This is a genomic window from Rhizorhabdus phycosphaerae, from assembly GCF_011044255.1.
Lineage (GTDB): Bacteria > Pseudomonadota > Alphaproteobacteria > Sphingomonadales > Sphingomonadaceae > Rhizorhabdus > Rhizorhabdus phycosphaerae.
This window is the reverse complement of sequence record NZ_CP049107.1, coordinates 1,446,027-1,469,141: the sequence shown is the minus strand read 5'-3', so window position 1 is coordinate 1,469,141 and position 23,115 is coordinate 1,446,027. Positions and strand designations below refer to the sequence as shown.

Below are 23,115 nucleotides of genomic sequence, written 5' to 3'. Positions count from 1 at the left end.
TCAGCGTCCTGTCTGGGCGAGCGCGAGCGCCGCGATGTCGTCGAGTTGCGCGGCAGCCTCGGCCGCCTGCGGGGACGAGGCCGTGCCGCGGATGAGCCGTCCCTTGATGCCGTGGATGATGGCGGCGAGCCGGAAGAGGCTGAACGCCAGATAGAAGTCGAGCCGGTCGATCCCCTCACGCCCCGTGCGACGGCAATAGGCCGCGACATAGTCGGCTTCGGACGGGATGTTGAGCGCAGGCAAATCGAGCCCGGCCAGCCCGGTCGAGAAGCCGGGCGGCATCCGGTACACCATCAGATGATAGGCGAAGTCGGCGAGCGGATGGCCGAGCGTCGACAATTCCCAGTCGAGCACCGCCACGACGCGCGGCTCGGTCGGGTGAAACAGCATATTGTCGCAGCGGAAGTCGCCATGGACGATGCTCGCTTCGTTGCCCGGCGGGATGTTCGCCGGCAGCCATTCGATCAGCCGGTCCATCGCCGCGACGCGCCCGGCATCGGCGTCGTCGAGATATTGCTTCGACCAGCGGGCGATCTGCCGCTCGAAATAGTTGCCAGGTCGGCCATAGTCGCCCAGCCCGACCGCTGCGGGGTCGATGCTGTGGAGGCCTGCGATCGTCGCGTTCATGGCATCGAACAGCGCGGCGCGCTCCTCGCGGGAAACGCCTGGGAAGGCGGTGTCCCAGAAGTTGCGGCCCTCGACCAAGTCCATCACGTAGAATGCGGTGCCGATCACCGCCTGATCCTCGCACAGGCCATAGGTTTTCGGCGTCGGGAAGCCGGCGGCATGCAGCGCGCTTATCACCCGATGCTCGCGCTCGACCGCATGCGCACCCTTCAGCAGCGTACCCGGCGGCTTGCGGCGCAGCACATAGTCGCGCGTCGGCGTGTGCAGCTTGTAAGTCGGGTTGGACTGGCCGCCGGAAAACTGGCTGACCGTCAGCGGTCCCGCATAGCCCGCTACATTGTCTTCCAGCCAGCCGGCCAGCGCCGCCTCGTCGAACCGATGCGCCTCGCGGACCGCGCCGAGACCGCGATCAGCCATTGGCCAGCGCCGGTTCGGCCTGGGCGAGTGCGCGGGCGAGTTCGAAGCGGGGTTGCTCGAGACCGGTATGCGGGACCATCTCGTCGGTCCGGTCGGCGATGAGGTCTAGGCTCGCCAGCAGGCGCTCCGCCGCGTCCTCGCCTGTCCCGATATATGCGCCTTGCGTCATCGTGATGTGCGCGCATTCGAAGCTGCCCGCCCCTGCGCAGAGGATCATCCCGTTCGGTGCCTGCTCCGATACCAGGACGAGCATCGCGGGCGACACGGCCTCGGGTGCGAGTGCGGCCAACTCGGCCTCGTCCATGATGTCGGCGGTCATCCGCGTCGCCGCCGACGGCGCGAGGCAGTTGACGCGGATGTCGTATTTCGCGCCTTCCTCCGACAGCGTCTTCATCGCGCCGACGAGACCCAGCTTCGCCGCACCATAATGCGACTGGCCGAAATTGCCCCACAGGCCGGACGACGAGGTCGTCATCATGATGCGGCCATAGCCCTGGCTGCGCATCTGTTCCCACACCGCCTTGGTGCAGTTGATCGAGCCCATCAGATGGACTTCGACGACCGCCCGGAAATCGGCGAGGTCGAGCTTGGCGAAAGTGCGGTCGCGCAGGATGCCGGCATTGTTGACGAGGATGTCGACGCGGCCCCAGCGGTCGACCGTGTCGGCGACCATGGCCTGGACCTGATCGACATCGGTCACGCTCGCGCCATTGGCGAAGGCCTCCCCACCGGCGGCGCGGATTTCCTCGACGACGGCCTCGGCCATGGCATTGCCGCCACCCGATCCATCGCGTGAACCGCCCAGATCATTGACGACGACGCGCGCGCCGCGCTTCGCCAGCAGCAAGGCGTGGGCGCGGCCAAGGCCACCGCCGGCCCCCGTGACGATGGCCACGCGGCCGCTCAGATCGATGCTCATCCTCTTCCCCTCTTCTTATTGTTTCAAAGGCACTCGACCGGCACGGCGGCGACCAGATCGCTGCCGGCCTCGACCGGCCGCAGCCAGGCGTCGATGCGCGGAACCTCACGTTCGAAATAATAGCGGCAGGCCCACAATTTGCCCGCGCGGAACGGCGTATCGGCATCGCCTTCGCACAGCAGTGCGCGGTCGAGCCACAGCCAGCCCGACACCGCATGGCCGAAGGCGCGCAGCAGCGGGGTCGCGTGCGCGGCGATGCGCGTCGCGTCCCAGTCTTGGATCAGGTCGAGCGTGGCCGCCAGCCGCTCGAACACGTCCGCCAGCGTCTCGCCTTGCTCGGCCAGCGACGTCGAGGCCGCGCGGGCGCAGCAGTCGGCCACCCGCTCGCGCAGCAGGCCGAAGGCGGTGCGGTCGCGCAGCAGCTTGCGGTTGACCAGGTCGAGGCCCTGTATCCCCGTCGTCCCCTCATGGATTGGGTTCAGGCGGTTGTCGCGCCACAGCTGCTCGACGTCGAAGTCGCGGGTATAGCCATAGCCGCCATGGACCTGGATCGCGATGTCGTCGGCGACCAGCCCATATTCGGATGACCAGGTCTTGGCGATCGGCGTCAGCAGGCCGAGCAGCGCATCGGCCGCCGGATCATGCTCGGCATCGTCGACGAGCCGCGAGCAATAGAGGGTGAGAGCAATTGCGCCTTCGCCGAAGCATTTGGCCGCGAGCAGCATGTCGCGGACGTCGGGATGTTCGACGATGGCGCGGGATTCATGTCCCTTACCCGCCGAGGGAGCACGTCCCTGCAACCGTTCCTGCGCATAGCGCAGCGCGTGGCGATAGCCGCGATAGCCCAGCGCCGCCGCACCCAGGCCGACGCCGATCCGCGCCTCGTTCATCATCTTGAACATCTGCGGCAGGCCCTGGCCCGGCTCGCCGACCATCCAGCCGATCGCGCCGTCATTCTCGCCGAAGTTGAGCAGACAGTTGGTCGTACCGCGATAGCCCATCTTGTGGTTGAGGCCCGCGACCGCGATGTCGTTGCGTGCGCCCGATGGCAGGATCTTGGGCGCGATGAACAACGATATGCCGCGTGTGCCGGGGATCAGCCGCCCCTCCTCGTCGGGCACCTTCGCCAGGACCAGGTGGACGATATTTTCGGCCAGGTCGTGGTCCCCGCCAGAGATCCACATCTTCCGCCCGGACAGGCGGAAGCGGCGGCCGAAGCCGTCCTCGCCATCGGCCACGGCACGCGTTGTGACGTCGGCCAGGTTCGATCCGGCCTGCGGCTCGGACAGGCACATAGTGCCGAACCAGCGCCCGGCGATCTGGGGCAGGGCGAACTGCTCGATCTGCAATGGCGAGCCGAATGCTGCGATCAGGCGGGCATTGGCCGTGGTCAGCATGGGATAGGCAGCGGTCGAAACGCTCGCCGCCAGGAACTGCGCGAAGGAGGCGTTGGCGAGCAGGCTCGGCAGCGCCATTCCGCCCAATTCGGTCGGAAAGCTGGCGGAGAAGAGGCCCAGTTCGGCATATTGCCGCAGCGCCTCGCGGATCGCCGGGTGCGCCCTAACGCCATCAGGGCCGAGGCTCGGCTCCTCGCTGTCGATCTTCTTGTAATGGCTCAGGAAGGCATCTTCGGCGAGCTTGGCCGACAGCTCCAATATCGCGTCGGCCGATTCCCGGTCGAGCGCATCCGCGCCGCTGCGGGCCAGCACGGCGTCGAGGCCGAGCCATTCCCACAGAAGGAAGTCCATTTCCTCGCGCTGGATCAGTAGGTCGCTCATCACCCTCCCACGGAATCGCTCAGGATTCTTTTGCAGTTGCGAATAGGTCTGTGCCTTCATAGCGTCGAATATCAAAGCCCGATCAATGGCATCGCCAAACGGCAATTGCTCGGATCGGCCCGGCGAGGCCCTGTTGCGCGATGGAGAGGGACGAACCAGCCGAGCTGCATCCGCACATGCGGGCGATGCTCGAACGCCGCGCGGCACTGAACCTGCCGGGCTTCGCCGAAGGCAGCGTCGAGGATGCGCGCCGCAGTTTCGCACAGTCGCAGGCGGCGCTGCCGAAGGATCGCGGAGCAGAGGTCGCCCTGATCGAAGACGTCGATTTCGCGGGCGTCGCCGCCCGCCGCTATGTGCCGCTGGCACCGCGCGGCCCCGGCGTGATCCTCTATTTCCACGGCGGCGGCTGGGTGTTCGGCACGCTCGATGGTTTCGACCCCGTCTGCCGCCAGCTTGCGGCGGCTAGCGGGCTCGAGGTGATCAGCGTCGATTATCGGCTGGCCCCCGAACATCCCTATCCCGCTCCGCTCGACGATGGCTGGACAGTGCTGACCGCGCTGGCCGCGACGAAGCGGCCGATCATCGTCGCGGGGGACAGCGCCGGCGGCAATATCGCGGCGGCACTGACGCTCCGCGCCCGCGAGCGCGGTGGACCGGCCATCGCCATGCAACTGCTTCTGTATCCGGTCCTGTCCCCGGATTTCGACAGGCCTTCCTATCGCCGCTACGGCGCCGGCGGGCATTTCATCTCGCGCGCCGACATGGCGTGGTTCTGGGATCATCATGTCCCGGCAGAGCATCGAGCCGAACCTGAAGCATCGCCCCTGATGGCCGCAAACTTCGCCGGGCTACCCGAGGCGATCATCGTCCTCGGCCAGTGCGACCCGCTTCACGACGAGGGCCGCGCCTATGCCGAAGCGCTCGGCCAGGCCGGCGTTCGCGTCCGCCTGCGCACCCATGAAGGCATGGCACACGGCTTCGCGACGCTGATCGACCTGCTGCCGGCCGCCAATGCGGAGATCGACCGTGTGGGCGACCTGGTGGCGCAGCGGCTTGCGGCAATCGGGAAAGCCTAAAATCTGCATGGCGTCCCTGGCGAAGCATGCGAAGCCCGCTCCGTGCATTTCGGGCACCGCCGACAAACAGGTTCGCCAGAGCTTCAGGTTGTCACACAGACTTCTAGGCTTTGGAGGACTTCGACGCGCTCACCCGACGGGAGCAACTGAGGATCGCCTGCTTCAGCCATGACAATGCGGCAAACGCGCTGATCCCTCAGCTTCTCGAGCGTACTGATAAATTGCCCAAACACAGGGCTTTCCCCAAGTCCGACGAATAAGGGATACCAGGGGTACCTGTTCGCGTGACGCACCGCTTCATCCGACCCGAACTTGACCAAATTGCCAACCGACATGCCGTCAGTCGAACGCCAGCCAACAGGTGTGAGGAAAACCGCCTTCTGATCCGGCGCCTTAACGAAGTCCATGCCATGGGAAGCTTGCGGCAGATCTACAAAAAAGGGCCTTGGCCTTGAGGTGAGCCAGCTCAGATATGCGCCATCCGCAATAAGCAGCGCCGCAGCAATCACCGCCAAGATGCGATGCCGCGGCCTCGATCGTAGCGGCGGCCTTATGTGGGGAGTCGTCATGAGCCCAAACCTACATCTGGGAGGCATCATTTGCTATGTGACCTCAGCTAGTCTCCAGACTGCCGCGCTCCGCTAACTTGCCCATATTGCATGGCAGCCGTGCCGGTTTCAGAATTGTTCTGATCGCAAGCTGCCGTAGAACCAGCAGAAATCATAAATCCGAGGGGATGCAGAATGTTGAGGCAAATCGCGGCTCGCGATCTCTTTCGCGCGGGTGTGGCCTTCGGGGCGCTGCTCATCGCGGCGGTTCCGGCTCAGGCGCAGAATGCGGGCGATACGGCCGAACCGCTGACAGCGGGTCAGATCGAAGACATCATCGTTACCGCGCGCCGCGTGTCGGAAAGCGCGCAGAAGACCCCGCTGTCGGTCAGCGCGATCTCCTCGCAGCAGCTGCAGACGCTCAACATCGTCCGGATCGAGGGGCTCACCCAGCTGGCGCCCAGCCTGCGCGTCACCCAGGCGAGCGGCAGCGGCAATGCCCCGGCGATCTACATTCGCGGCATCGGCACGTTGTCCACGGCGCTCTATGTCGAGCCGGCGGTCGGCGTCTATGTCGACGGTGTCTACACGCCGCGCCCGAGCGGCAACACCTTCGACCTGCCCGACATCGCGAGCGTCGAAGTGTTGCGCGGGCCGCAGGGAACCCTCTTCGGTCGCAACACGACGGGCGGCGCGATCGTGCTCAACACGCGCAACCCGACCGAGGAAGCGGGCCTCAAGGCCGACTTTTCCTATGGATCGCGCAACGAGATCGTCGCCTCGGCGATCGCCCAGCTGGGCCGCATCGGCAGCTCGCCTTTCGCGGTGAAGTTGTCCGCGCAGACGCACAGCCGCGACGGTTGGGTCGAGGCGCCAGGCTATTCGAAGGCCAAGTGGGGCGGAGCGCTCGACAGCTATGGCTTCGGCGGGGCGATCCGCGGCGAAATGGGCGCGCTGACGCTCGACCTGCGCGGTCGCTACAACAAGATCATCTCCTACACCGGCTGGGAGGCGCTGGCGGCGTCGACCGTGGGTCGTGCCTATTTCGGCAATGCGGGGCAGAATTTCGGCCCGGCCTATCCGATCGGTGTCGGCCCGCGCGACTTCTCGGTCCGCGACCCGCGCACCGACGGCAAGTCGGCGGTGGAGACCTATGGCGGCGCGTTCACGCTGGACTATGATGTCAGCGACGCGCTCTCGATCAAGTCGATCACCGGTTATCAGCGCATCGACCAGAATCTGCGCGGCAATATCGGCGGCGGCTCGACGCGCGGCATCGTCGCCAACCCCGTCGTGCCCGGCCAGAATCTCGAGCCGGTCACCGCGCATGTTACCCCGAACAATCCTGGCGACCAGAAGCAGTTCACCCAGGAGCTCCAGTTCCTCGGCACGCTCGGCGATTTCAACTATCTGGTCGGTTTCTATTATTATGACGAGAAGGTCGACGAGACGATCACCACGATCCTGAACTCGCCGATCTCGCCGACCGTCGCGGTCCGGCTCAATCGCTCGACCAGCTACTCGATCGACTCAAAATCCTATGCGGGCTTCGCGCAGGTCGGGTGGAAGCCGTCCTTCGCCGATGGCCGCCTCGAGATCGTCGGTGGCCTTCGCTACACCGAGGACAAGAAGACGCTGAACTCATCGTCGGTCCAGACGACGACGACCACGACGACCCTGTCGCAGTCGCGCAAGGACAAGTGGGACAATGTCGGCTGGCTCGGCTCGGCGAGCTATCAGATCACGCCGCAGGTCATGGTCTATGGCCGCGCTTCGTCGGCCTATCGGTCGGGGGGCTACAACGCACCCACCGTCGGCGCGCTGCCGTTCGATCCGGAAACGGCGATCAGCTACGAAGCAGGCCTGAAGAGCGATCTGTTCGACCGTCGCCTGCGCCTGAACCTCTCGGCCTTCCAGACCGATTATGACGATCTGCAGGTCAACGGCTACAACATCCAGACCAACACCAACCAGCTGACCAATGCGGGCAAGGCACAGTATCGCGGCTTCGAAGTCGAGACCGTGGTCGCGCTGGGCGATTTCCGCTTCGATGCCAATCTCGGGCACGTCCGCCCGAAATATAAGCGCTACATCCTCGCCGTCGCCGGCGTGCCGACCAATGTCGCCTCGCAGGCCGAGTTCGCCAATGTGCCGCACTGGACCTACCATGTCGGCGGGCAGTACAAGTTCGATGCAGGTGAGGCAGGCACCTTCACGATCCGTGGTGATTATGACGGCAAGAGCAATTCGCCGACCTACACTCTGATCGCCCAGGCGCCGAACACGGCGCAGGTTCCGCTCTATGGCAAGGAATCCAACTATAGCGCGCGGATCATCTGGGAGTTCATGGCGGCGGATCGCAAGATGCGCGCCCAGGTCTTCGGCGAGAATCTGTCGAACAACCGCTTCATCACCTTTGCGTCGGATTTCGGCGCGATCATGGCCGGCACCTATAGCCGCCCGCGTTATTTCGGTGCCGCGCTCGGTATCGAGCTCTGATCCCCAAGGCGAGGAGCGGCGCGCGATGGACGAGTTGAAGACTTCATCGGGCGCCGCTCCGGCGTCGCTCGCGCAGACAAGCCGGCTCGACGGGAAGACGGCACTGGTGACGGGCGGTGCGTCCGGCATCGGTCATGGCGTCGCCATGCATCTGGCGGAGGCGGGGGCGGGCATTGTTCTGCTCGACCGGAACGCCGAGGCTGTCGAGGCGGCGGCTGGTGCCATCGAAGGCGCGCGGCATGTCGTGGCCGATGTCACCGACTGGCAGGGCGTCGAGGCTGCCATTGCGACGTCTCTCGGCGAGGCGCCGATCGACATGCTTATCAATGCGGCCGGCCTCTTCCCCTCTGGCGGGATTCTCGACCTCGAAGAGGCGCATTGGGACATGCTGCTCGACGTCAATCTGAAGGGCGTCGCGCGGCTGTCGCAGCTGGCGGCGCGGCGGATGCAGGCGTCGGAGAAGGGCGGGGCGATCGTCAGCATCGGATCGGTGCAGGCGATCCACTCGACCGCCGGCAAGGCAGCCTATGCGTCCTCCAAAGCCGGGCTTGAGGCGCTCACCCGCGTCATGGCGATCGAACTCGCCGCAGTCGGCGTACGCGTCAATGCGATCGCCGCCGGACCCGTGCTGACCCCCGCCGTCAAGGCGCAGATCGCGCTGATGCCGCCCGGTGCCCAGAATGTCCGTCCGCTCACCAAGGGGCTGATGCGGCCGGGCGAGGTCGACGAGATCGCTCGCGTCGTCCATTTCCTCGCGAGCCCCGCCGCATCGTTCGTGACCGGCGCCGTGTGGACCGTCGATGGCGGTCTGACGCTGGGCTGACGCTTCCGGCAAAGCCGAACCGCTTGCCGGCCCGCTCGCCAATGATGCAGGCTCGGCAATGGAGGAATGCTCCAAAGCGAAGCCTCGCCGGATGCGGCGATGCTATCGTCTGAAAATAGAGGATGAGGAGGGATGCCATGGCCGCGGTCGGGGGCATAGTGAGTGATACGCCGGCAACGGCGCCCGCGACCGAATTGCCGGCGTGGCGACGTGCGCTCGTCATCTTCATCCTGCTGACGGGGGGCATCAAGTCCGCCCTGGCGTTCACCACCGTCGTCCCCGCGCTCCAGCTGATCGCCAAGGAGTTCGGCGGGCAGGGCGACGACGTGCTCAGCGCGCAGTTCGTCGTGACGCTGGCGCCCGTGGGAATGGCCCTGTCCGGCCTGCTCGCGGGCCTCGTCGTGTCGAACCGCAACCTGCGCAACACGATGTTCCTGTCGCTCGGTATCTGCACCGTCGCCGGGCTCATGCAACTGGTCGTCCAGAATTATTATCTGCTGCTCGCGAGCCGATTCGTCCTTGGATTCAGCGCTGTCGTCGCCGATGTCGCGATGACCAGCATCCTGGCCGCTCAGTTCGCCGGCGCGCTGCGGTCGAAGCTGATCGGCTATCGCCAGGCGATCTCGTCGATCGGGACCGTGTCGACGATGCTGCTTGGTGGCTGGCTCGCCCAGAATTACGGCTGGCGCGCGCCGGGTATCATGTTCCTTCTCCCCGGCTTCATGCTGCTGCTCGCCTTCGTCGCCTTCGATCGCCCGATCCATCTCGAGCGCGCGCCGAAGGGCGGGGAGAGCTTCTCGGTCTGGCAGCTGTGGCCGCTGCTGCTGCTGTCGCTGGTGATGTCGATCGGGCACACCATGCCGTCCTTCCAGATGCCCTTCCTGCTGCGTGACAATGGCGTCACCAGCGCGGTGCTGGTGTCGCGGGTGCCGGCGCTCAGTTCGGCGGTGTCGATCGTCGCCGCCTTCGGCTTCGGCTTCGTCTACGCGCGCCTCGGCGCCTGGACGCTGGTCGCGGCGGCGATCCTGATGGGCAGCGGTTTCATCGGGGCGGGGCTGGTCCCGACCTATGAGCTGATCCTGCTGTGCGTGGTGATCGAAGGGATCGGCGCCGGCTGGACCATGCCCTTCTTCCTCAACCGTTTTCTCGACAAGGTAAGCCCGTCACAGCGCAGCTCGGCGATCGGGCTGGTACAGTCCTCGCTGTTCCTCGGCCATTTTCTCAACCCGATCCTCACCGCACCGATCCGCCTCAATCTGGGGATCCACGCGACCTTCGTCGCGGTCGGGGCGGCGCTCATCCTGGTGGCTGCCTTCATCGGCGCCTGGACGCTCGCTTTTCGGGGGAGCGCGCGCGGAATCTAGCTCGCTGCGATGCCGATACGCGAAGGGCGGACGCGGTTGACTCAGATCAATTTTTTCTATCTTATATAAGATAGCTAATACAGGAGATGAATCGATGCCTTTGGGTAGCAGCAGGCTGATTTCGGCGGACAGTCACTTCAATGAGCCGGGCGACCTGTTCACGAAGCGCGTGGCCGCGAAATTCAAAGACCGCGCGCCTCGTATGGAGAGTTTTCCGGAAGGCGATGGCTGGATTTTCGAAGGGCTGGACGGCCCGCGCAATTTCGGCTGGAACGCCTGTGCCGGCCTGCCGCCCGAGGAAGTGAAGGCGTGGATGCGCTTCGAGGATATGCGCAAGGGCGGCTGGGATCCGGCCGAGCGCGTCAAGGAGCAGGACCGCGACGGCGTCACCGCCGAGGTGATGTACCCGACCCCCTCGATCCAGGCAGCGATTGCCCTGGTCGAGGACGAGGAATTCCACCTCGCGCTGGTCCGCGCCTACAACGATTGGGTCTCCGAATATGTGGCCTATGACCCGAGCCGCTTCTGCGGTCTGGTCTACATCCCCAACCGTGGTGGTGTGAAGGTCGCGGTCGAGGAGATGGACCGCGTGCTCGGTCGCCCCGGCATGCGCGCGGTGATGTCGCAGGCCTATCCGACCGGCACCACCGTCATGACTGATGAGCATGACTATCTGTGGGCAGCGATCCACGAGCGTGACGTCAGCTTCAACATTCACGTTGCGCTGGGCATCTACAAGCCGTCGCCCCACAAGGCGAAGCTGCCCGGCTATGGTCGCTTCTTCGATGCGCCCAATCGCTGCATCGAGTTCATCTTCAACGGCGTGTTCGATCGCTTCCCGAACCTCAAGGTTGCCTTTGCCGAGGTCGACTTCGGCTGGGTTCCTTACGTGAAGGAGCAGATCGACAACAATTATCAGCGCCTCGAAAAGGTCAGCCATTTCGGCCTGAAGCGTCTGCCGTCCGAATATATCGATGAGCATTTCTACTTCGGCTACATGACCGACAGCTTCGGGCTCGACAATCTCAGCTATATGAACCCGGAGCGGGTGCTGTGGTCGACCGACTATCCGCACATCAGCGCCGACTATCCCTACAGCTGGCGTACGATTCAGGCCTCCATGGCTGGCGTTCCGGGGCCGACCAAGGCCGCGATCCTGCATGGCAATGCCGAGAAGCTGTACAAGTTCCCGGCCGCGGAGAAGGTCGAAACCCGCCCGAAGCTGGCGGCTGCCTGACGATGTCGGGCCGGGTCTGGCGGAGGTGCTGTCCTCCGCCAGCCCGGTCGATCGCCACACAGAGTTCGTTTCGAGCTGGCCCGGAAGCACGACGCAGATCGTGCACTTGGGTACCTTCCGATCGGAACGGAACTGGCCGGTTGACGGCTCGCATCATGGCAATGATACCTAATTTACAGACGACGAGGGGCAGGAGGGATTGCTGTGAAGCCGCTTGAGGTCGCCCGCAGCGGGCGCGCCGATCCGGAGGCTGCCGCGCGCTATCGCGCCGCCGGCTGGTGGGGCGATCTAACGCTGTCGCGCCGTGTCGCCGACCTCGCGCAGGCGAAGCCCGATGCCGATGCCTATGTCACGCCCGAGGGGCGGTTCAGCTGGCTCCAATATGATCAGGCGGGCAACCGCATCGCAGCGGAGATTCTGGCGCGCGGCCTGCCGCCCGGGTCGCGCGTCGCCGTCATCCTGCCCGATGGACCGGCCGTCCATGCCGCTCTACTCGGCGTCGAACGGGCCGGCATGGTGGCGGTCGGGATCGGTGCCCGCGCAGGCATCGCGGAGATCGCGCACCTTCTCAAGCGCACCGGTGCCGGGCTGTTGATTGCCCACGACCGGATGCGCGACCAGTCGATCGCAGAACTCGTCGCAGCGGTGCGCGGGCAGGGGGCTCCCCTGTCGCAGTGGCTCGCGGTACCGGACCTGATCGCCAACCCGGAATGGATCGTGGCAGCTCCGGTCGACACGGCCGGTTTTCCCTTAGGCGATCCGGACTCCCTGTTCCTGATCAATTCGACCTCGGGCACCACCGGCATGCCCAAATGCGTGATGCACACGCAGAATCGCTGGTTCTATTTTCATAAGCTCGCCGCCGAAGCCGGGTGCTTCGGCGAGGATGAGGTCTTCATGGGCGCCGTTCCCGCGCCTTTCGGCTTCGGGCTGTGGACCGCGCATTTCTCGCCCACCGCGCTCGGCGTGCCGACGGTCGTCCTGCCGCGCTTCGATGCCGGCCTCGCGCTCGACCTGATCGAGCGCGAGCGCGTCACGGTGCTGTGCTGCGTCTCTACCCAGTTCATCATGCTGCTCAACGAACAGGCCGAGCGCCCGCGCGACCTGTCGTCGCTCCGCGCGATGTTCACAGGCGGCGAGGCCGTGCCCTACAAGCGTGCCGCCGAGTTCGAGGAAGTCACCGGTGCGGCGGTCCTGCAATTTTACGGTTCGAACGAGACGGGCGCCCTCAGCCGGACGACCGCGAGCGACAGCCGCGAGCATCGGCTGAAGACCGCCGGACGCATCATCGACGAGATGGAGGTCCGCCTGTTCGATCCCGCCACGCGCGCAGAGGTCGAGGGCAGCGGGCAGCCCGCCTGTCGCGGTCCGGCCACCTGCCTCGGCTATTGGGACGATGACGAGGCCAACGCCAAGCTGTTCACCCCTGATGGGTGGATGCTGATGGGCGACATCGTCGACGTCGATGCGGACGGCTATCTGCGTGTCGTCGGCCGGACGTCGGAGTTCATCATCCGTGGCGGCAAGAATCTGTCCGCGCCCGCGATCGAGGCGGAGGTGGCAACCCATCCCGCCGTGGCGCTGGTCGCGGCGGTACCTGCCCCGGATCCCGTCTTCGGTGAGCGCGTCTGCGTCTATGTCGTGCCCAGGGCAGGGCAGGAACTGACGCTCGATCAGCTGACCGCGCATCTTTCGGAGCGTGGCGTGTCGCGTGAATGGTTCCCCGAATATCTGGTCCTGATGGACGAACTGCCGCGCTCTTCCGGCGGCAAGGTCGCCAAGGGCGCGCTGACCGACGACGCGAAGAAGCGCTGGGCGGTGCCGGCATGAGCTACGAGAACCTCACCCTCGTTTATGAAGGCCGCACCGCGCTGCTGACGCTGTCGCGTGCGGAGAAGCTGAATCCGCTCGACTGGTCCACGGTCAAGGAACTCAAGCGCGCGGTCGCAGAGATCGAGGCGCGCGAGGGCATCGACTTCGTCCTGTTGACCGGCGCCGGTCGCAGCTTCTCGGCTGGGGGCGACCTCGACGGCTATATCCGCCTCTACCGCGAGCCGGCCGAGTTCCAGGCTTTCCTCGACGATTTTTACGACATGCTCGTCGGCATCGAGAAAGCGCGGGCAGTCTGGATCGCGGCGGTCAATGGCGTCTGCGTCGCGGGCGGCATCGAACTGCTGCTCGCCTGCGACATGGCGATCGCGGGCGAGAGCGCACGCATCGGCGACGGGCATCTGAACTTCGGCCAGCTCCCGGGCGCAGGGGGGTCGCAACGCCTTCCCCGCGCCATCGGCTTGCTGCGCGCCAAACATCTGATGCTGACCGGCGAATTGCTCGATGCCGCGACGTCGCAGGCGTGGGGCCTCGTGACGAAGGTTGCGGCCGATGCCGACCTGATCGCCGAGGCGAAGCAGTGGATCGCAGGCATGGAGACAAAGAGCCCGGTCGGCCTGGCCGGCGCCAAGCGGCTCGCGAACATGACGCTCGACACGCCCTATGAGGAAGGGCTGCGCGAGGAGATCGCCTTCGTCCATCGCTACGCGACCACCGAGCCCGATGCCACCGAGGGCCTCATTGCCTTCAAGGAAAAGCGCGCGCCGCGGTTCGGCGCGCCCAAGGAAAGCTGACCATGTACAAGCTGCGCGACAAATATGCGATCGCCGGGATCGGCAACACTGAATATAGCAAATTCTCCGGCCGCACCGTGCGCAGCCTTGCGACCGAAGCCTGCCTCAAGGCGATCGAGGATGCGGGCCTGACCGTCGGCGACATCGACGGGATCGTCAGCTTCAACTTCAACGACAGCGCTCCCGCGATCGGCGTCGCGACCGAGATGGGCATCGTCAATGCCGGCTATGCGGTCGACTATGCCGCAGGTGGCAATGGCGCGAACCTGATCACCCTCGCTGCGGCCGCCGCGATCGAAGCAGGGCTGGCGAAGAATGTGGTCTGCTTCCGCGCGATGAACGGTCGCTCGGGTTTTCGCCTTGGCGGCGGGCGCGACATGTCGGCCTATGGCGTGACGCAATATACCGCACCGCTCGGCTGGATCACCTATCCGCAGGCGATGGCGATGTGGGCGCGTCGCCACATGATCGATTACGGCACCACCGAGGAGCATTGGGCCGAGATCGCGACCACCTTCCGAGCCAACGCGTTGCTCAACGAGCGCGCGATGCAGCGCACGCCGATGACCAAGGACGATTATTTCAACTCGCGGATGATCGTCGATCCTTTCCGCATGTACGACATCTGCCTCGAGAGTGACGGCGCCTGCGCGGTCGTGATCACCTCGGCGGAGCATGCGCGGGACCTGCGCCAGAAGCCGGTCTTCATCATGGGCGGCGCCTATGGCGGCGGACCGAGCCAGGGCGACGACCTGTTCGATGCGATCCGCTGGCCGAGCCACTCGCACAACTGCTTCAAATATCTGGCCGACGATCTGTGGGGCAGCGCGGGCATCGGCCCCAAGGATGTCGACGTCGCGGAGATATATGACTGCTTTACCTACAGCGTGCTGATGGCGCTCGAAGGGCTCGGCTTCTGCAAGGAAGGCGAGGGCGGCCCCTTCGTCATGGGCGGGCGCATCGCGCGCGACGGCGAACTGCCGGTCAACACCCATGGAGGGCTTCTCTCGGAGGCCTATATCCACGGCTTCAACCATGTGATCGAGGCGGTCGAGCAACTGCGCGGCACTGCCGGCGAACGCCAGATCGAGGGGGCGGAGATCGCCCTCACCACCGCAGGCGCGATGACCTGCGGCAGCGCCATGATCCTGAGGAACTGACATGTCCGACACCGCCTATGCCAAGCCCCTGCCGGTTCCCGATCCCGAAAGCACGCCCTTCTGGGACGGCATGCGCGAGGGGCGCCTGATGCTCCAGCGCTGCGCCTCGACCGGCGAGCATCTCTTCCCGCCCGTCACCTTCTGCCCGGGCTCGCTCGAGCGCCCCGAATGGGTCGAGGTGAGCGGCAAGGGGAAGGTCTTCAGCTGGATCGTCGTGCGCCATCCCGTCCCGCGCGACATCTATGCCGACGATGTTCCCTATATCGTGGCGCTCGTCACGCTCGACGAGGGATGCCGCATGACCGGCAACATCGTTGGCGTGGCACCCGAGAACATGCGCGCCGACATGCCGGTCCAGATCGTCTTCAACCGTGCGACGGCAGAGATCACGCTGCCGGCTTTCCGTCCCGTCGAGGGCTGAGCCATGGCGTCGCCGGCCATCGCCGATCCCTTCGCCGCATCCCCGCTGCTGAAGCGCTTCGCGGGCATGTCCCGCGAGGAGCTGGAAGCCTATCAGTTGCGCAAGGTCCGGGCGCTCTGTGAACGGCTTCATGCGAAGAGCGATTTCTATCGTGCGAAGATGGCGGAGGGCGGGATCGTCGACGGCCGGATCACCAGCCTCGACCATTTTCGCAAGACTTTCCCGACCTCGGCCAAGGCCGATTTCCTCAAGGACCAGCAGTCCGCGCCGCCCTTCGGTACGCGCCTCGGCGTCGATCGCGACGAAGTCGTCCACATCAGCATGACCAGCGGCACGTCGGGTCAGGGCCAGGAAATTTACGGCCGCACCCAGCGCGACGTGCACATCCTCGGCTATCTCCACGCTTTGCCGTGGTTCATGGCGGGGCTGCGCAAGGGCGATACCGCGCTGAACTGCGTTCCGGCCGGCGGCATGACCACCGGTGGCTGGGGGCCGGGCGAGGCTTTGCGGATTGTCGGCGCTACGGGCTTCCACGTCGGTGGCAACCTTTCCACCGATGCCAAGATCGACCTGATGCTCAAGCTGGGCGGGGTCCACTTCATCTATGCTTCGACCAACTATCTCCACACGCTGACCGAGGCGCTGGTCGCACGCGGCATCGTGCCGCGCGAAGCCTTTCCCGACATGCACGGCCTGTTCATCGCGGCGGAGGGCTATCCGACCGAATGGGCCGCGAAGATCGAGGACTATTGGGGCTGCCGGCTGCAGGAAGGCTATGGCAGCACCCAGCTCAACGGCTTCGGCGGCTCGACCTGTTCGGCCGGCGTGGTGGACGAGAAGGGCGCTCGCGGACTGATCCGGCTGTTCGAATGGGAGCATCTGATCGAGATCGTCGACCCCGTGACCGGCGAGCCGGTCAAGCCGGGCGAGCAGGGCGAGATGGTCGTCACCAACCTCTCGGTCGAGGGCAGCCCGACCGTTCGTTTCCGGACGGGCGACGCGGCGCGCTTCGTGCCATGGCAGGAGGCCGGCGGCGGCGCCTGGAATGCGATCGAATGCGGCACGATCGGTCGCTTTGACGACATGATGAAGATCCGCGGCAACAATGTCTGGCCGTCGATGATCGATGCCGCCGTCTTCGCCCATCCCCAGGTCGGCGAATATAAGGGCCGGGTCTACACGCGCGACGGCAAGACCGAGATCGAGGTGAGGATCGCGGTGGCCGAGCATCATGCCGGGCTGTCGGCCGATGAGCGCGGGCGGCTGGTCCAGTCGGTCCGCGCCGCGATCAAGGAACGCAGCAACGTCTGGATGGACGTGTGCGAAGTCCCGCGCTCCGAGTTCCAGGGCTTCGCCTACAAGGCGCGCCGCTGGAGCGACGAGCGGCAAGACGGTTACCGGCTGTAGGAGAGACGATATGGCGCCTGTCATGGACGAGGACGCGCTGCTGGCCGACATGCTGGCGCTGGCCGACCAGCTGAAGAAAACCGACGACGCGCTGATGGCGGGGCAATATGCCTATCTGCGCGCACGCATCGCCGCGCTGATCGAACTGCGCGGCGGTGAAGCGGAACGGGCAGCGTGAAGGGGATCGAGCGCTTTGCCCTGACCGGCCAGGTCGCGGTGGTGACCGGCGGCGGCGGCGGCCTCGGCGCCGCAGGCGCTCTCGCGATGGCAGAAGCAGGCGCGGACATCGCACTCGTCGCACGCAATCGCACGAAGCTCGAGGCGGCTGCCGAGGCAGTGCAGGCGGTTGGGCGACGCGTAATGATCGTCGAGGCCGACGTGTCCGACCCGTCCGCGATGGTCGAGGCGGCATCGCAGGTGGTGCGCGACCTAGGCCGCATCGACATATTGTTCAACAACGCCGGCATTACCAACCCGCAGTCGGTCCTCGACGTGCTGCCCGAAGACTTCGCGCGCGTCGTCGAGGTCAATGTGATGGGCGCCTTCCATGCGATCCGCGCGGTGGCACCGGCGATGATCGAGCGCGGCTATGGCCGGATCATCAATATGGGTTCGATCCTGTCGGGGCGCGGCATGGCGAACCGGGGCGCCTATTGTGCGTCCAAGGCCGGGCTCGCCAATCTCGGCGCGGCCTGCGCCTTCGAGTTCGGGGGCGCGGGAATCACGGTCAACACGCTGGGCGCGACCGTGATCGTGACCGACCTGAACCGCGAACTCGTCCGCACCCAGCCACAGCTTTACGCCCGCGTGGTCGATCGTACCCCGCTCGGCCGGCTCGGCGAGGTCGAGGACCTCATGGGCGCGCTGCTGTTCCTCGCTTCGCCCGCGTCCGGCTTCGTGACCGGCCAGACCCTGTTCGTGGACGGCGGCTACACCGCCGGATGACCCTGGAGACTTTTTGCCGATGTCGACCCCGCTGAAGACACTTTTCGACCTGACCGGCCGCACCGCCCTCGTAACCGGCGGTTCGCGCGGGCTCGGGCTCACCATGGCGGAGGCGCTGGGCGAGTTCGGCGCGAAGGTGATCCTGACCGCGCGCAAGCAGGACGAACTTGACGCGGCCGTAGCGCATCTCGCCGGTCTTGGCATCGAAGCGATCGCGATCGCCGCCGATATGGGCAAGCACGACGAACCGGCCCGCGTGGTCGAGGCGATCAAGGGCGCCGGGCTCTCGGTCGACATCCTCGTCAACAATGCCGGCACGTCCTGGGGCTCGAAAACCGAAGAGATGCCGCTCGACGGCTGGAACAAGCTGCTGGCGGTCAACCTGACCGGGCCGTTCCTGCTGGCCCAGGCGGTTGGCAAAGCCTTCATGCTGCCCGGTGGCTGGGGCCGCATCATCAACATAGCATCGGTCGAGGGGCTGCTGGGGCACCATCCGCGCATGATCGGCACCATCGCCTATAATGCGAGCAAGGGTGGGCTGATCAACTTCACCCGGGCGCTCGCCGCCGAATGGGGCGCGCAGGGCATCTGCGTCAATGCGATCGCACCCGGCTATTTCCCGTCGAAGCTGACGGGCTACGTCCTCGACAAGCATGGAGAAGAGCTGCGGGGAGACACGCCGCGCGGTCAGCTGGGCTGCGATGACGATCTCAAGGGGGCGACCCTTCTGCTCGCCTCCAATGCAGGCGCGCACATCACGGGACAGGTCGTGGTGGTCGACGGGGGCGCGTCGATCATCTGATAAAAGAGGAGGGATGTTGTCATGAATGCACCCAGTCGCTTCGGTACACGCTACCCGTTTCACCCCTATCCGACCGGATGGTTCGCTGTCGGCTTCACCGACGATCTGTCGCCCAAGGACGTCCGGCCGCTCCGCTATTTCGGCAAGGACCTCGTCCTGTTCCGCACCGAGAGCGGCGAGACCGTGGTCACCGACGCGCATTGCCCGCATCTCGGCGCGCATCTGGGTTATGACAGCTGGGTCGAAGGCGAGACGATCGTCTGCCCTTTCCACCAGTGGCGCTACGATACGTCGGGCAAGTGCGTCCATGTGCCCCACGCCAAAGCCGTTCCGCCGCGGGCGCAGGTGCGCAAATGGCCGACCGCCGAACGCGGCGGCATGATCTTCATCTGGCACGATCTGGACGGCCGGGCGCCCATGTACGACCTGCCGCAATATGACGAGAGCCGGAAGATCGCGGGCGCGGGCTTCCACCGCCTTCACGACGACTTCGGCTCAGCGCATCCGCAGGACGTGTTCGAGAATGGCGTGGACTTCGCCCATTTTCCGGGTGTTCATGGCACAGGCAAGGCGATCTCCGACGGCGAGATCAAGACCGAAGGCTTCCGTTTCTACAGCCCCGTCCGCATCCTCCCCGCCGGCTATGAAGGCCCGGCCGACAAGTCGGTCGGTTCGACGGTTGAGTCCGAAGTGATCGGCGGCGGCCTCTCGCGCGTCGAAAGCCGCACGCCACATGCGCCGGGGATCGTCACCGTCTATTATGTCTCGGTGACCCCGGTGGACGAAAATCTCAGCCACTATTACGTCCACCAGTTCTTCCTGAAGGACGATGACTGTGCGCTGGCGCCCGAACAGATCGTGGCGTTCACCAGGATGGCGGCCGAACATGGCCTGAAGGAACAGTATAGCGACGGGAAGATCTGGCCGTACAAGGCCTATGTCGAGCAGCCTATGCTGTCCTCGGCGGATGGCCCGATCCTGAAATATCGCGACTGGTACAAGCAGTTCCACCCGGCGGTGTGACGCGAGCATCTTCCGCAGGCGTCGAAGGGCTGCCGGGTATCACCTCGGCGGCCCTGTTGTCGTTCAGCGCGGAGAGATCTCGTCCAGCACAGCCTCGAACCGCGCGCGTGCGCGAGCGGCGTAGGCCGGGTGGGTGAGGATTTTCGGGGCGTCGGCCAGCGCGCCTGCAAAGGCGATCTCGGCGAGGTCTTCGGGCTCGATCGAGTCCGCAGGCCGTGCCCGCCCCGGATCGGTCGAGGCGAATATCCCGGTCGCGACGGCGCCGGGCATCAGCAGCGACGCTCCGACCTGCGTGCCTTCGAGTTCTTCGCGCAGGGCCTCGACCATCGGCCACAGCGCATGTTTGGTCGCGCAATAGGCGCCCAGCCCCGGGGCCGTGACCATCGATGCGGTCGATCCGGTCACGACGACCTGCGAGGGCAGGCCATGGGCAATCATCGCGGGTACGAAGGCCTGAAGCGTGTTCACCACGCCGAAGAGATTGACCGAGATCAGCGCCTGCCAGTCGTCGAGGGGCAGATCCAAGACCGCCCCCTTGCGGAGCAGGCCCGCATTGGCGAAGAGCAAGGCAATCGGGGGCATGGCCGCCGTCGCCGCCGCGAGACTGGCCATATCGTCGGGGCTGGCGACGTCGGCGATACGGAGCTCGTGCTGCGTATTCGTCGCATCAAGCGTGACACGGAGCGAGGCGAGGCCGGCGGCGTCACGGTCGCAGCCGGCGACTACCATGCCCAGGCTTGCGGCCTTCAGTGCAAGGGCGCGACCGATGCCGGACGCGACCCCGGTCACGACCGCGGTCCGTCCGGCAGGATCGATCGCTTGTCTCACCTGAAGTGCGGTATCACATGCGTGCCGATCTTGCGCAGCGTTTCGAGCTGCGCCCATTGCGGCACGGTGCCCATGTTGGTCATGAACAATATCTCGTCGGCGCCGGCGGCGGCGAGCTGTTCGACATAGTCGATGCAGTCCTCGACCGAGCCATAGGCGTTGCGCGCGCTGAGTATGCCCGAGCTGGGGCGTCGGCCGTTTTCGTCGGGACGCAGGTCCATCGAAATCGTCTCGGACGCGAGCTTGGTGGTGATGATGGTGTCGGTGCCTTCCTCGACCAGCTCGTCACCCCAGGTTTCCGGCTCGGGACGCGGGCCGCCGCCATACCAGTAGTTCAGCGACTCGTAGAAATAGCGCTGGCCGCGAATGCCGATCTTGCGCGCCTGCGCGGCGTCGTCGAGCACGATCGTCGGGCATAGCGCCGCGAGATGCTTGATCGGACGGTATCCGACCTGGTCCGAAGGATCGCGGCTGTCCCATGCATCACGATAGAGCTTGTTCTTCTTGGCGACCTCTTCGGGACCGCCGAAACCGAGCACCAGCGCGCCCAGGCCCCGCTGCCCGGCGCGCACCAGCGTGTCGGGATTGGTGCAGGCGAGGTACATCGGCGGATGCGGATCCTGATAGGGCTTGGGATGGATCGGGCGGGCCGGAATAGTGATGTGCGGGCCGTTATGCTCGATCTCGTCCTGCACGAACATCTTCGGGATCAGGTACATCGCCTCGTCGATCAGCGGCTGCAGTTCGCGCAGGTCGTAGCCATAAGCCCCGGCCTCCTGCTGGCTGCCGCCCTTGCCCACGCCGAAATGGACGCGGCCCTTGGACAAAAGATCGAGAGTCGCCACCCGTTCGGCTACCTTGATCGGGTGGTTCATCGCCGGCATCAGGCAGACGACACCATGGCCGATCCCGATGCGCGACGTGCGCCCGGCGATGTAAGCCAGGAAGGTCTCCGGCGCGCTCATATGCGCATAATGGGTGAGCGAGGTATGCTCCACGCTCCAGACGACGTCGAAGCCGAGCTGTTCGGCCAGGACCGCCTGCTCGACCAGTTCGTCGAACACCTGCCGTTCGCCACGCGGCGAGGCGTCGGCAATCTGGGCCTCGAATATCAGGGAAAAACGCATCGCTCTCTCTCTCGGCTTCACTTTGTTCTCGAATGAGTCCGAAACTCGGGCCGTGGAGCGTTCGATTCAAATGCCGTTTGGCGGCGGTACCCATAGCGGGCCGGCATCGTTCCCCGGCCCACGACTGCCGACAGGGCATCGCACAGCGCTTTTTCCCGATGCTGCACGGCGAACAGGCCGATAGCCCAACGGCAATGGCTGTGGGCATGCCCCGCCGATAGACCGAGGCAATCGTCGGCAAGAGTGCCGGCTTCCCGGACAATCATCTGCGAGCGCCATGTCGGCCCGCAAGAAGATGCCGCGCACAGGAGTGGACCGTTCCGATGGCGTCTTCGTCCCCGCACCCGCTGCCGCACGCCTTTGTGTCTTCGCCCGAAGAGATCATCGATGCCGCGCGCAACGGGCGGATGTTCATCCTCGTCGACGACGAGGACCGCGAAAATGAAGGCGACCTCATCATTCCCGCGCAGATGGCGTCGCCCGATGCGATCAACTTCATGGCGAAGCATGGCCGCGGTCTGATCTGCCTCGCCCTCACTCGCCAGCGGGCGGACGATCTGGGCCTGGAGCCTATGTCGCGCCAGAACGGCACGCGCCACGAGACCGCCTTCACCGTGTCGATCGAGGCCCGCGATGGCGTGACGACGGGGATCAGCGCCTATGACCGGGCGCGGACCATCTCGGTCGCGATCGATGCGTCGCGGTCGCGCGACGAGATCGTCACGCCTGGCCATGTCTTCCCGCTGGTGGCGCGGGAGGGCGGGGTGCTTGTCCGCGCCGGGCATACCGAGGCGGCGGTCGACGTGGCCCGCCTCGCGGGGCTTAATCCCTCCGGCGTTATCTGCGAGATATTGAACCCCGACGGCTCGATGGCGCGGCTGCCGGACCTGATCCCCTTCGCGCGCGAGCATGGGCTGAAGATCGGGACGATCCGTGACCTGATCGCCTATCGCCGCCGCCACGACCACCTCGTCGAACTGCGCGAGGAGATGCGCTTCGTCAGCGCGTGGGGCGGCGAATGGCGGATACAAAGCTATCGCAACAAGGTGGGCGGCGCCGAAGTGGTTGCGCTGGTGAAAGGCAAGATCGATCCGGACGCGCCCGTGCTCGTCCGCATGCACGTCCATTTTCCTCTGTCCGACCTGTTCGCCGAGGACGGCGATCGTTCGGGCGTGTTGCGCGAGGCGATGGAGGCGATCGCGACTGAGGGGAGCGGTGTCGTCGTCATCCTCAATTCTCCCGCCCCGGACCTCGTTGCCTGCATCATCCGCGCCCGCCGCGAGCGGCGCGAGGAGAGCAGTGGCCGGACCATGGCGCTGCGCGAATATGGGATCGGAGCGCAGGTGCTGACCGACCTCGGCATTCATCGGATCATTTTGCTCAGCAACAGCGATGCCAGCTTCGTCGGGCTCGACGGCTACGGGATCGAGATCGTGGAGCACCGTGCCCTGGGTGACCCGTCCCACGCCTGACGCGGGCTGCCGGATCGG

Annotated in this window: 21 protein-coding genes; 15 read left to right on the top strand and 6 right to left on the bottom strand. The window is 65.6% G+C overall.

Going from position 1 to position 23,115, the window contains the following annotated elements:
• From G6P88_RS06685 to G6P88_RS06675, 3 genes are read right to left on the bottom strand one after another with little or no spacing between them, the layout of a single operon-like run.
• Entirely contained in the window at positions 1 to 1,044 is a 1,044-nt protein-coding gene (locus G6P88_RS06685; protein WP_165322456.1) for a phosphotransferase, read from the bottom strand.
• Positions 1,037 to 1,963, bottom strand: a complete 927-nt coding sequence (locus G6P88_RS06680) for an SDR family NAD(P)-dependent oxidoreductase (RefSeq protein ID WP_165322455.1) — start codon at positions 1,961 to 1,963, stop codon at positions 1,037 to 1,039. The genes G6P88_RS06685 and G6P88_RS06680 overlap by 8 nt, the downstream gene beginning before the upstream one ends.
• Positions 1,964 to 1,986: 23 nt before the next feature.
• Complete coding sequence (locus tag G6P88_RS06675) at positions 1,987 to 3,741, bottom strand: acyl-CoA dehydrogenase family protein (protein WP_165324961.1); 1,755 nt, start codon at positions 3,739 to 3,741, stop codon at positions 1,987 to 1,989.
• A gap of 140 nt (positions 3,742 to 3,881) precedes the next feature.
• On the opposite strand from G6P88_RS06675, the gene G6P88_RS06670 reads away from it, so the two are divergent.
• Entirely contained in the window at positions 3,882 to 4,817 is a 936-nt protein-coding gene (locus G6P88_RS06670) for an alpha/beta hydrolase (protein WP_165322454.1), read from the top strand.
• Positions 4,818 to 4,900: 83 nt separating this feature from the next.
• Here the strand turns inward: G6P88_RS06670 and G6P88_RS06665 are convergent, their stop codons facing one another.
• Entirely contained in the window at positions 4,901 to 5,332 is a 432-nt protein-coding gene (locus tag G6P88_RS06665; RefSeq protein WP_165322453.1) for a hypothetical protein, read from the bottom strand.
• 228 nt (positions 5,333 to 5,560) lie between these two features.
• On the opposite strand from G6P88_RS06665, the gene G6P88_RS06660 reads away from it, so the two are divergent.
• The 13 genes from G6P88_RS06660 (at position 5,561) to G6P88_RS06600 (ending at position 19,670) form a co-directional block, all read left to right on the top strand.
• Positions 5,561 to 7,864: a TonB-dependent receptor gene (locus G6P88_RS06660; protein WP_165322452.1), complete on the top strand. Its 2,304-nt coding sequence runs from the start codon at positions 5,561 to 5,563 to the stop codon at positions 7,862 to 7,864.
• A gap of 25 nt (positions 7,865 to 7,889) precedes the next feature.
• Positions 7,890 to 8,687 (top strand): SDR family NAD(P)-dependent oxidoreductase, encoded by a 798-nt coding sequence (locus G6P88_RS06655; RefSeq protein WP_165322451.1) that lies wholly within the window; start codon positions 7,890 to 7,892, stop codon positions 8,685 to 8,687.
• Positions 8,688 to 8,824: 137 nt separating this feature from the next.
• Entirely contained in the window at positions 8,825 to 10,051 is a 1,227-nt protein-coding gene (locus G6P88_RS06650; protein ID WP_165322450.1) for an MFS transporter, read from the top strand.
• Positions 10,052 to 10,145: 94 nt separating this feature from the next.
• A complete protein-coding gene (locus tag G6P88_RS06645) occupies positions 10,146 to 11,288 on the top strand; it encodes an amidohydrolase family protein (protein WP_165322449.1) in 1,143 nt (380 codons plus the stop codon).
• A gap of 204 nt (positions 11,289 to 11,492) precedes the next feature.
• Positions 11,493 to 13,118 carry a class I adenylate-forming enzyme family protein gene (locus G6P88_RS06640; protein ID WP_206335886.1) on the top strand — a complete coding sequence of 542 codons (1,626 nt, stop codon included), beginning with the start codon at positions 11,493 to 11,495 and terminating at the stop codon, positions 13,116 to 13,118.
• On the top strand, positions 13,115 to 13,912 hold the full coding sequence (locus G6P88_RS06635) for an enoyl-CoA hydratase/isomerase family protein (RefSeq protein ID WP_165322448.1): 798 nt from the start codon (positions 13,115 to 13,117) through the stop codon (positions 13,910 to 13,912). Before G6P88_RS06640 ends, G6P88_RS06635 begins: the two co-directional genes overlap by 4 nt.
• Before the next feature lie 2 nt (positions 13,913 to 13,914).
• Positions 13,915 to 15,072 (top strand): thiolase C-terminal domain-containing protein, encoded by a 1,158-nt coding sequence (locus G6P88_RS06630; RefSeq protein ID WP_165322447.1) that lies wholly within the window; start codon positions 13,915 to 13,917, stop codon positions 15,070 to 15,072.
• Between the two features lies 1 nt (position 15,073).
• The gene (locus G6P88_RS06625) at positions 15,074 to 15,493 is read left to right on the top strand and encodes a Zn-ribbon domain-containing OB-fold protein (protein WP_165322446.1); all 420 of its coding nucleotides are present in this window, start codon (positions 15,074 to 15,076) and stop codon (positions 15,491 to 15,493) included.
• 3 nt (positions 15,494 to 15,496) lie between these two features.
• Positions 15,497 to 16,900 (top strand): phenylacetate--CoA ligase family protein, encoded by a 1,404-nt coding sequence (locus G6P88_RS06620; protein ID WP_165322445.1) that lies wholly within the window; start codon positions 15,497 to 15,499, stop codon positions 16,898 to 16,900.
• Between the two features lie 10 nt (positions 16,901 to 16,910).
• A complete protein-coding gene (locus G6P88_RS06615; protein ID WP_165322444.1) occupies positions 16,911 to 17,078 on the top strand; it encodes a hypothetical protein in 168 nt (55 codons plus the stop codon).
• Positions 17,075 to 17,845 (top strand): SDR family NAD(P)-dependent oxidoreductase, encoded by a 771-nt coding sequence (locus G6P88_RS06610; protein ID WP_165322443.1) that lies wholly within the window; start codon positions 17,075 to 17,077, stop codon positions 17,843 to 17,845. Before G6P88_RS06615 ends, G6P88_RS06610 begins: the two co-directional genes overlap by 4 nt.
• A gap of 19 nt (positions 17,846 to 17,864) precedes the next feature.
• On the top strand, positions 17,865 to 18,647 hold the full coding sequence (locus G6P88_RS06605; protein WP_165322442.1) for an SDR family oxidoreductase: 783 nt from the start codon (positions 17,865 to 17,867) through the stop codon (positions 18,645 to 18,647).
• Between the two features lie 21 nt (positions 18,648 to 18,668).
• Positions 18,669 to 19,670, top strand: a complete 1,002-nt coding sequence (locus G6P88_RS06600) for a Rieske 2Fe-2S domain-containing protein (RefSeq protein ID WP_165322441.1) — start codon at positions 18,669 to 18,671, stop codon at positions 19,668 to 19,670.
• Positions 19,671 to 19,733: 63 nt separating this feature from the next.
• Here the strand turns inward: G6P88_RS06600 and G6P88_RS06595 are convergent, their stop codons facing one another.
• Positions 19,734 to 20,498 carry an SDR family NAD(P)-dependent oxidoreductase gene (locus G6P88_RS06595; RefSeq protein WP_165322440.1) on the bottom strand — a complete coding sequence of 255 codons (765 nt, stop codon included), beginning with the start codon at positions 20,496 to 20,498 and terminating at the stop codon, positions 19,734 to 19,736.
• Positions 20,495 to 21,625 (bottom strand): LLM class flavin-dependent oxidoreductase, encoded by a 1,131-nt coding sequence (locus tag G6P88_RS06590; RefSeq protein WP_165322439.1) that lies wholly within the window; start codon positions 21,623 to 21,625, stop codon positions 20,495 to 20,497. The genes G6P88_RS06595 and G6P88_RS06590 overlap by 4 nt, the downstream gene beginning before the upstream one ends.
• Before the next feature lie 323 nt (positions 21,626 to 21,948).
• On the opposite strand from G6P88_RS06590, the gene ribB reads away from it, so the two are divergent.
• On the top strand, positions 21,949 to 23,097 hold the full coding sequence (gene ribB / locus G6P88_RS06585; RefSeq protein WP_165322438.1) for a 3,4-dihydroxy-2-butanone-4-phosphate synthase: 1,149 nt from the start codon (positions 21,949 to 21,951) through the stop codon (positions 23,095 to 23,097).
• Positions 23,098 to 23,115: the final 18 nt, after the last annotated feature.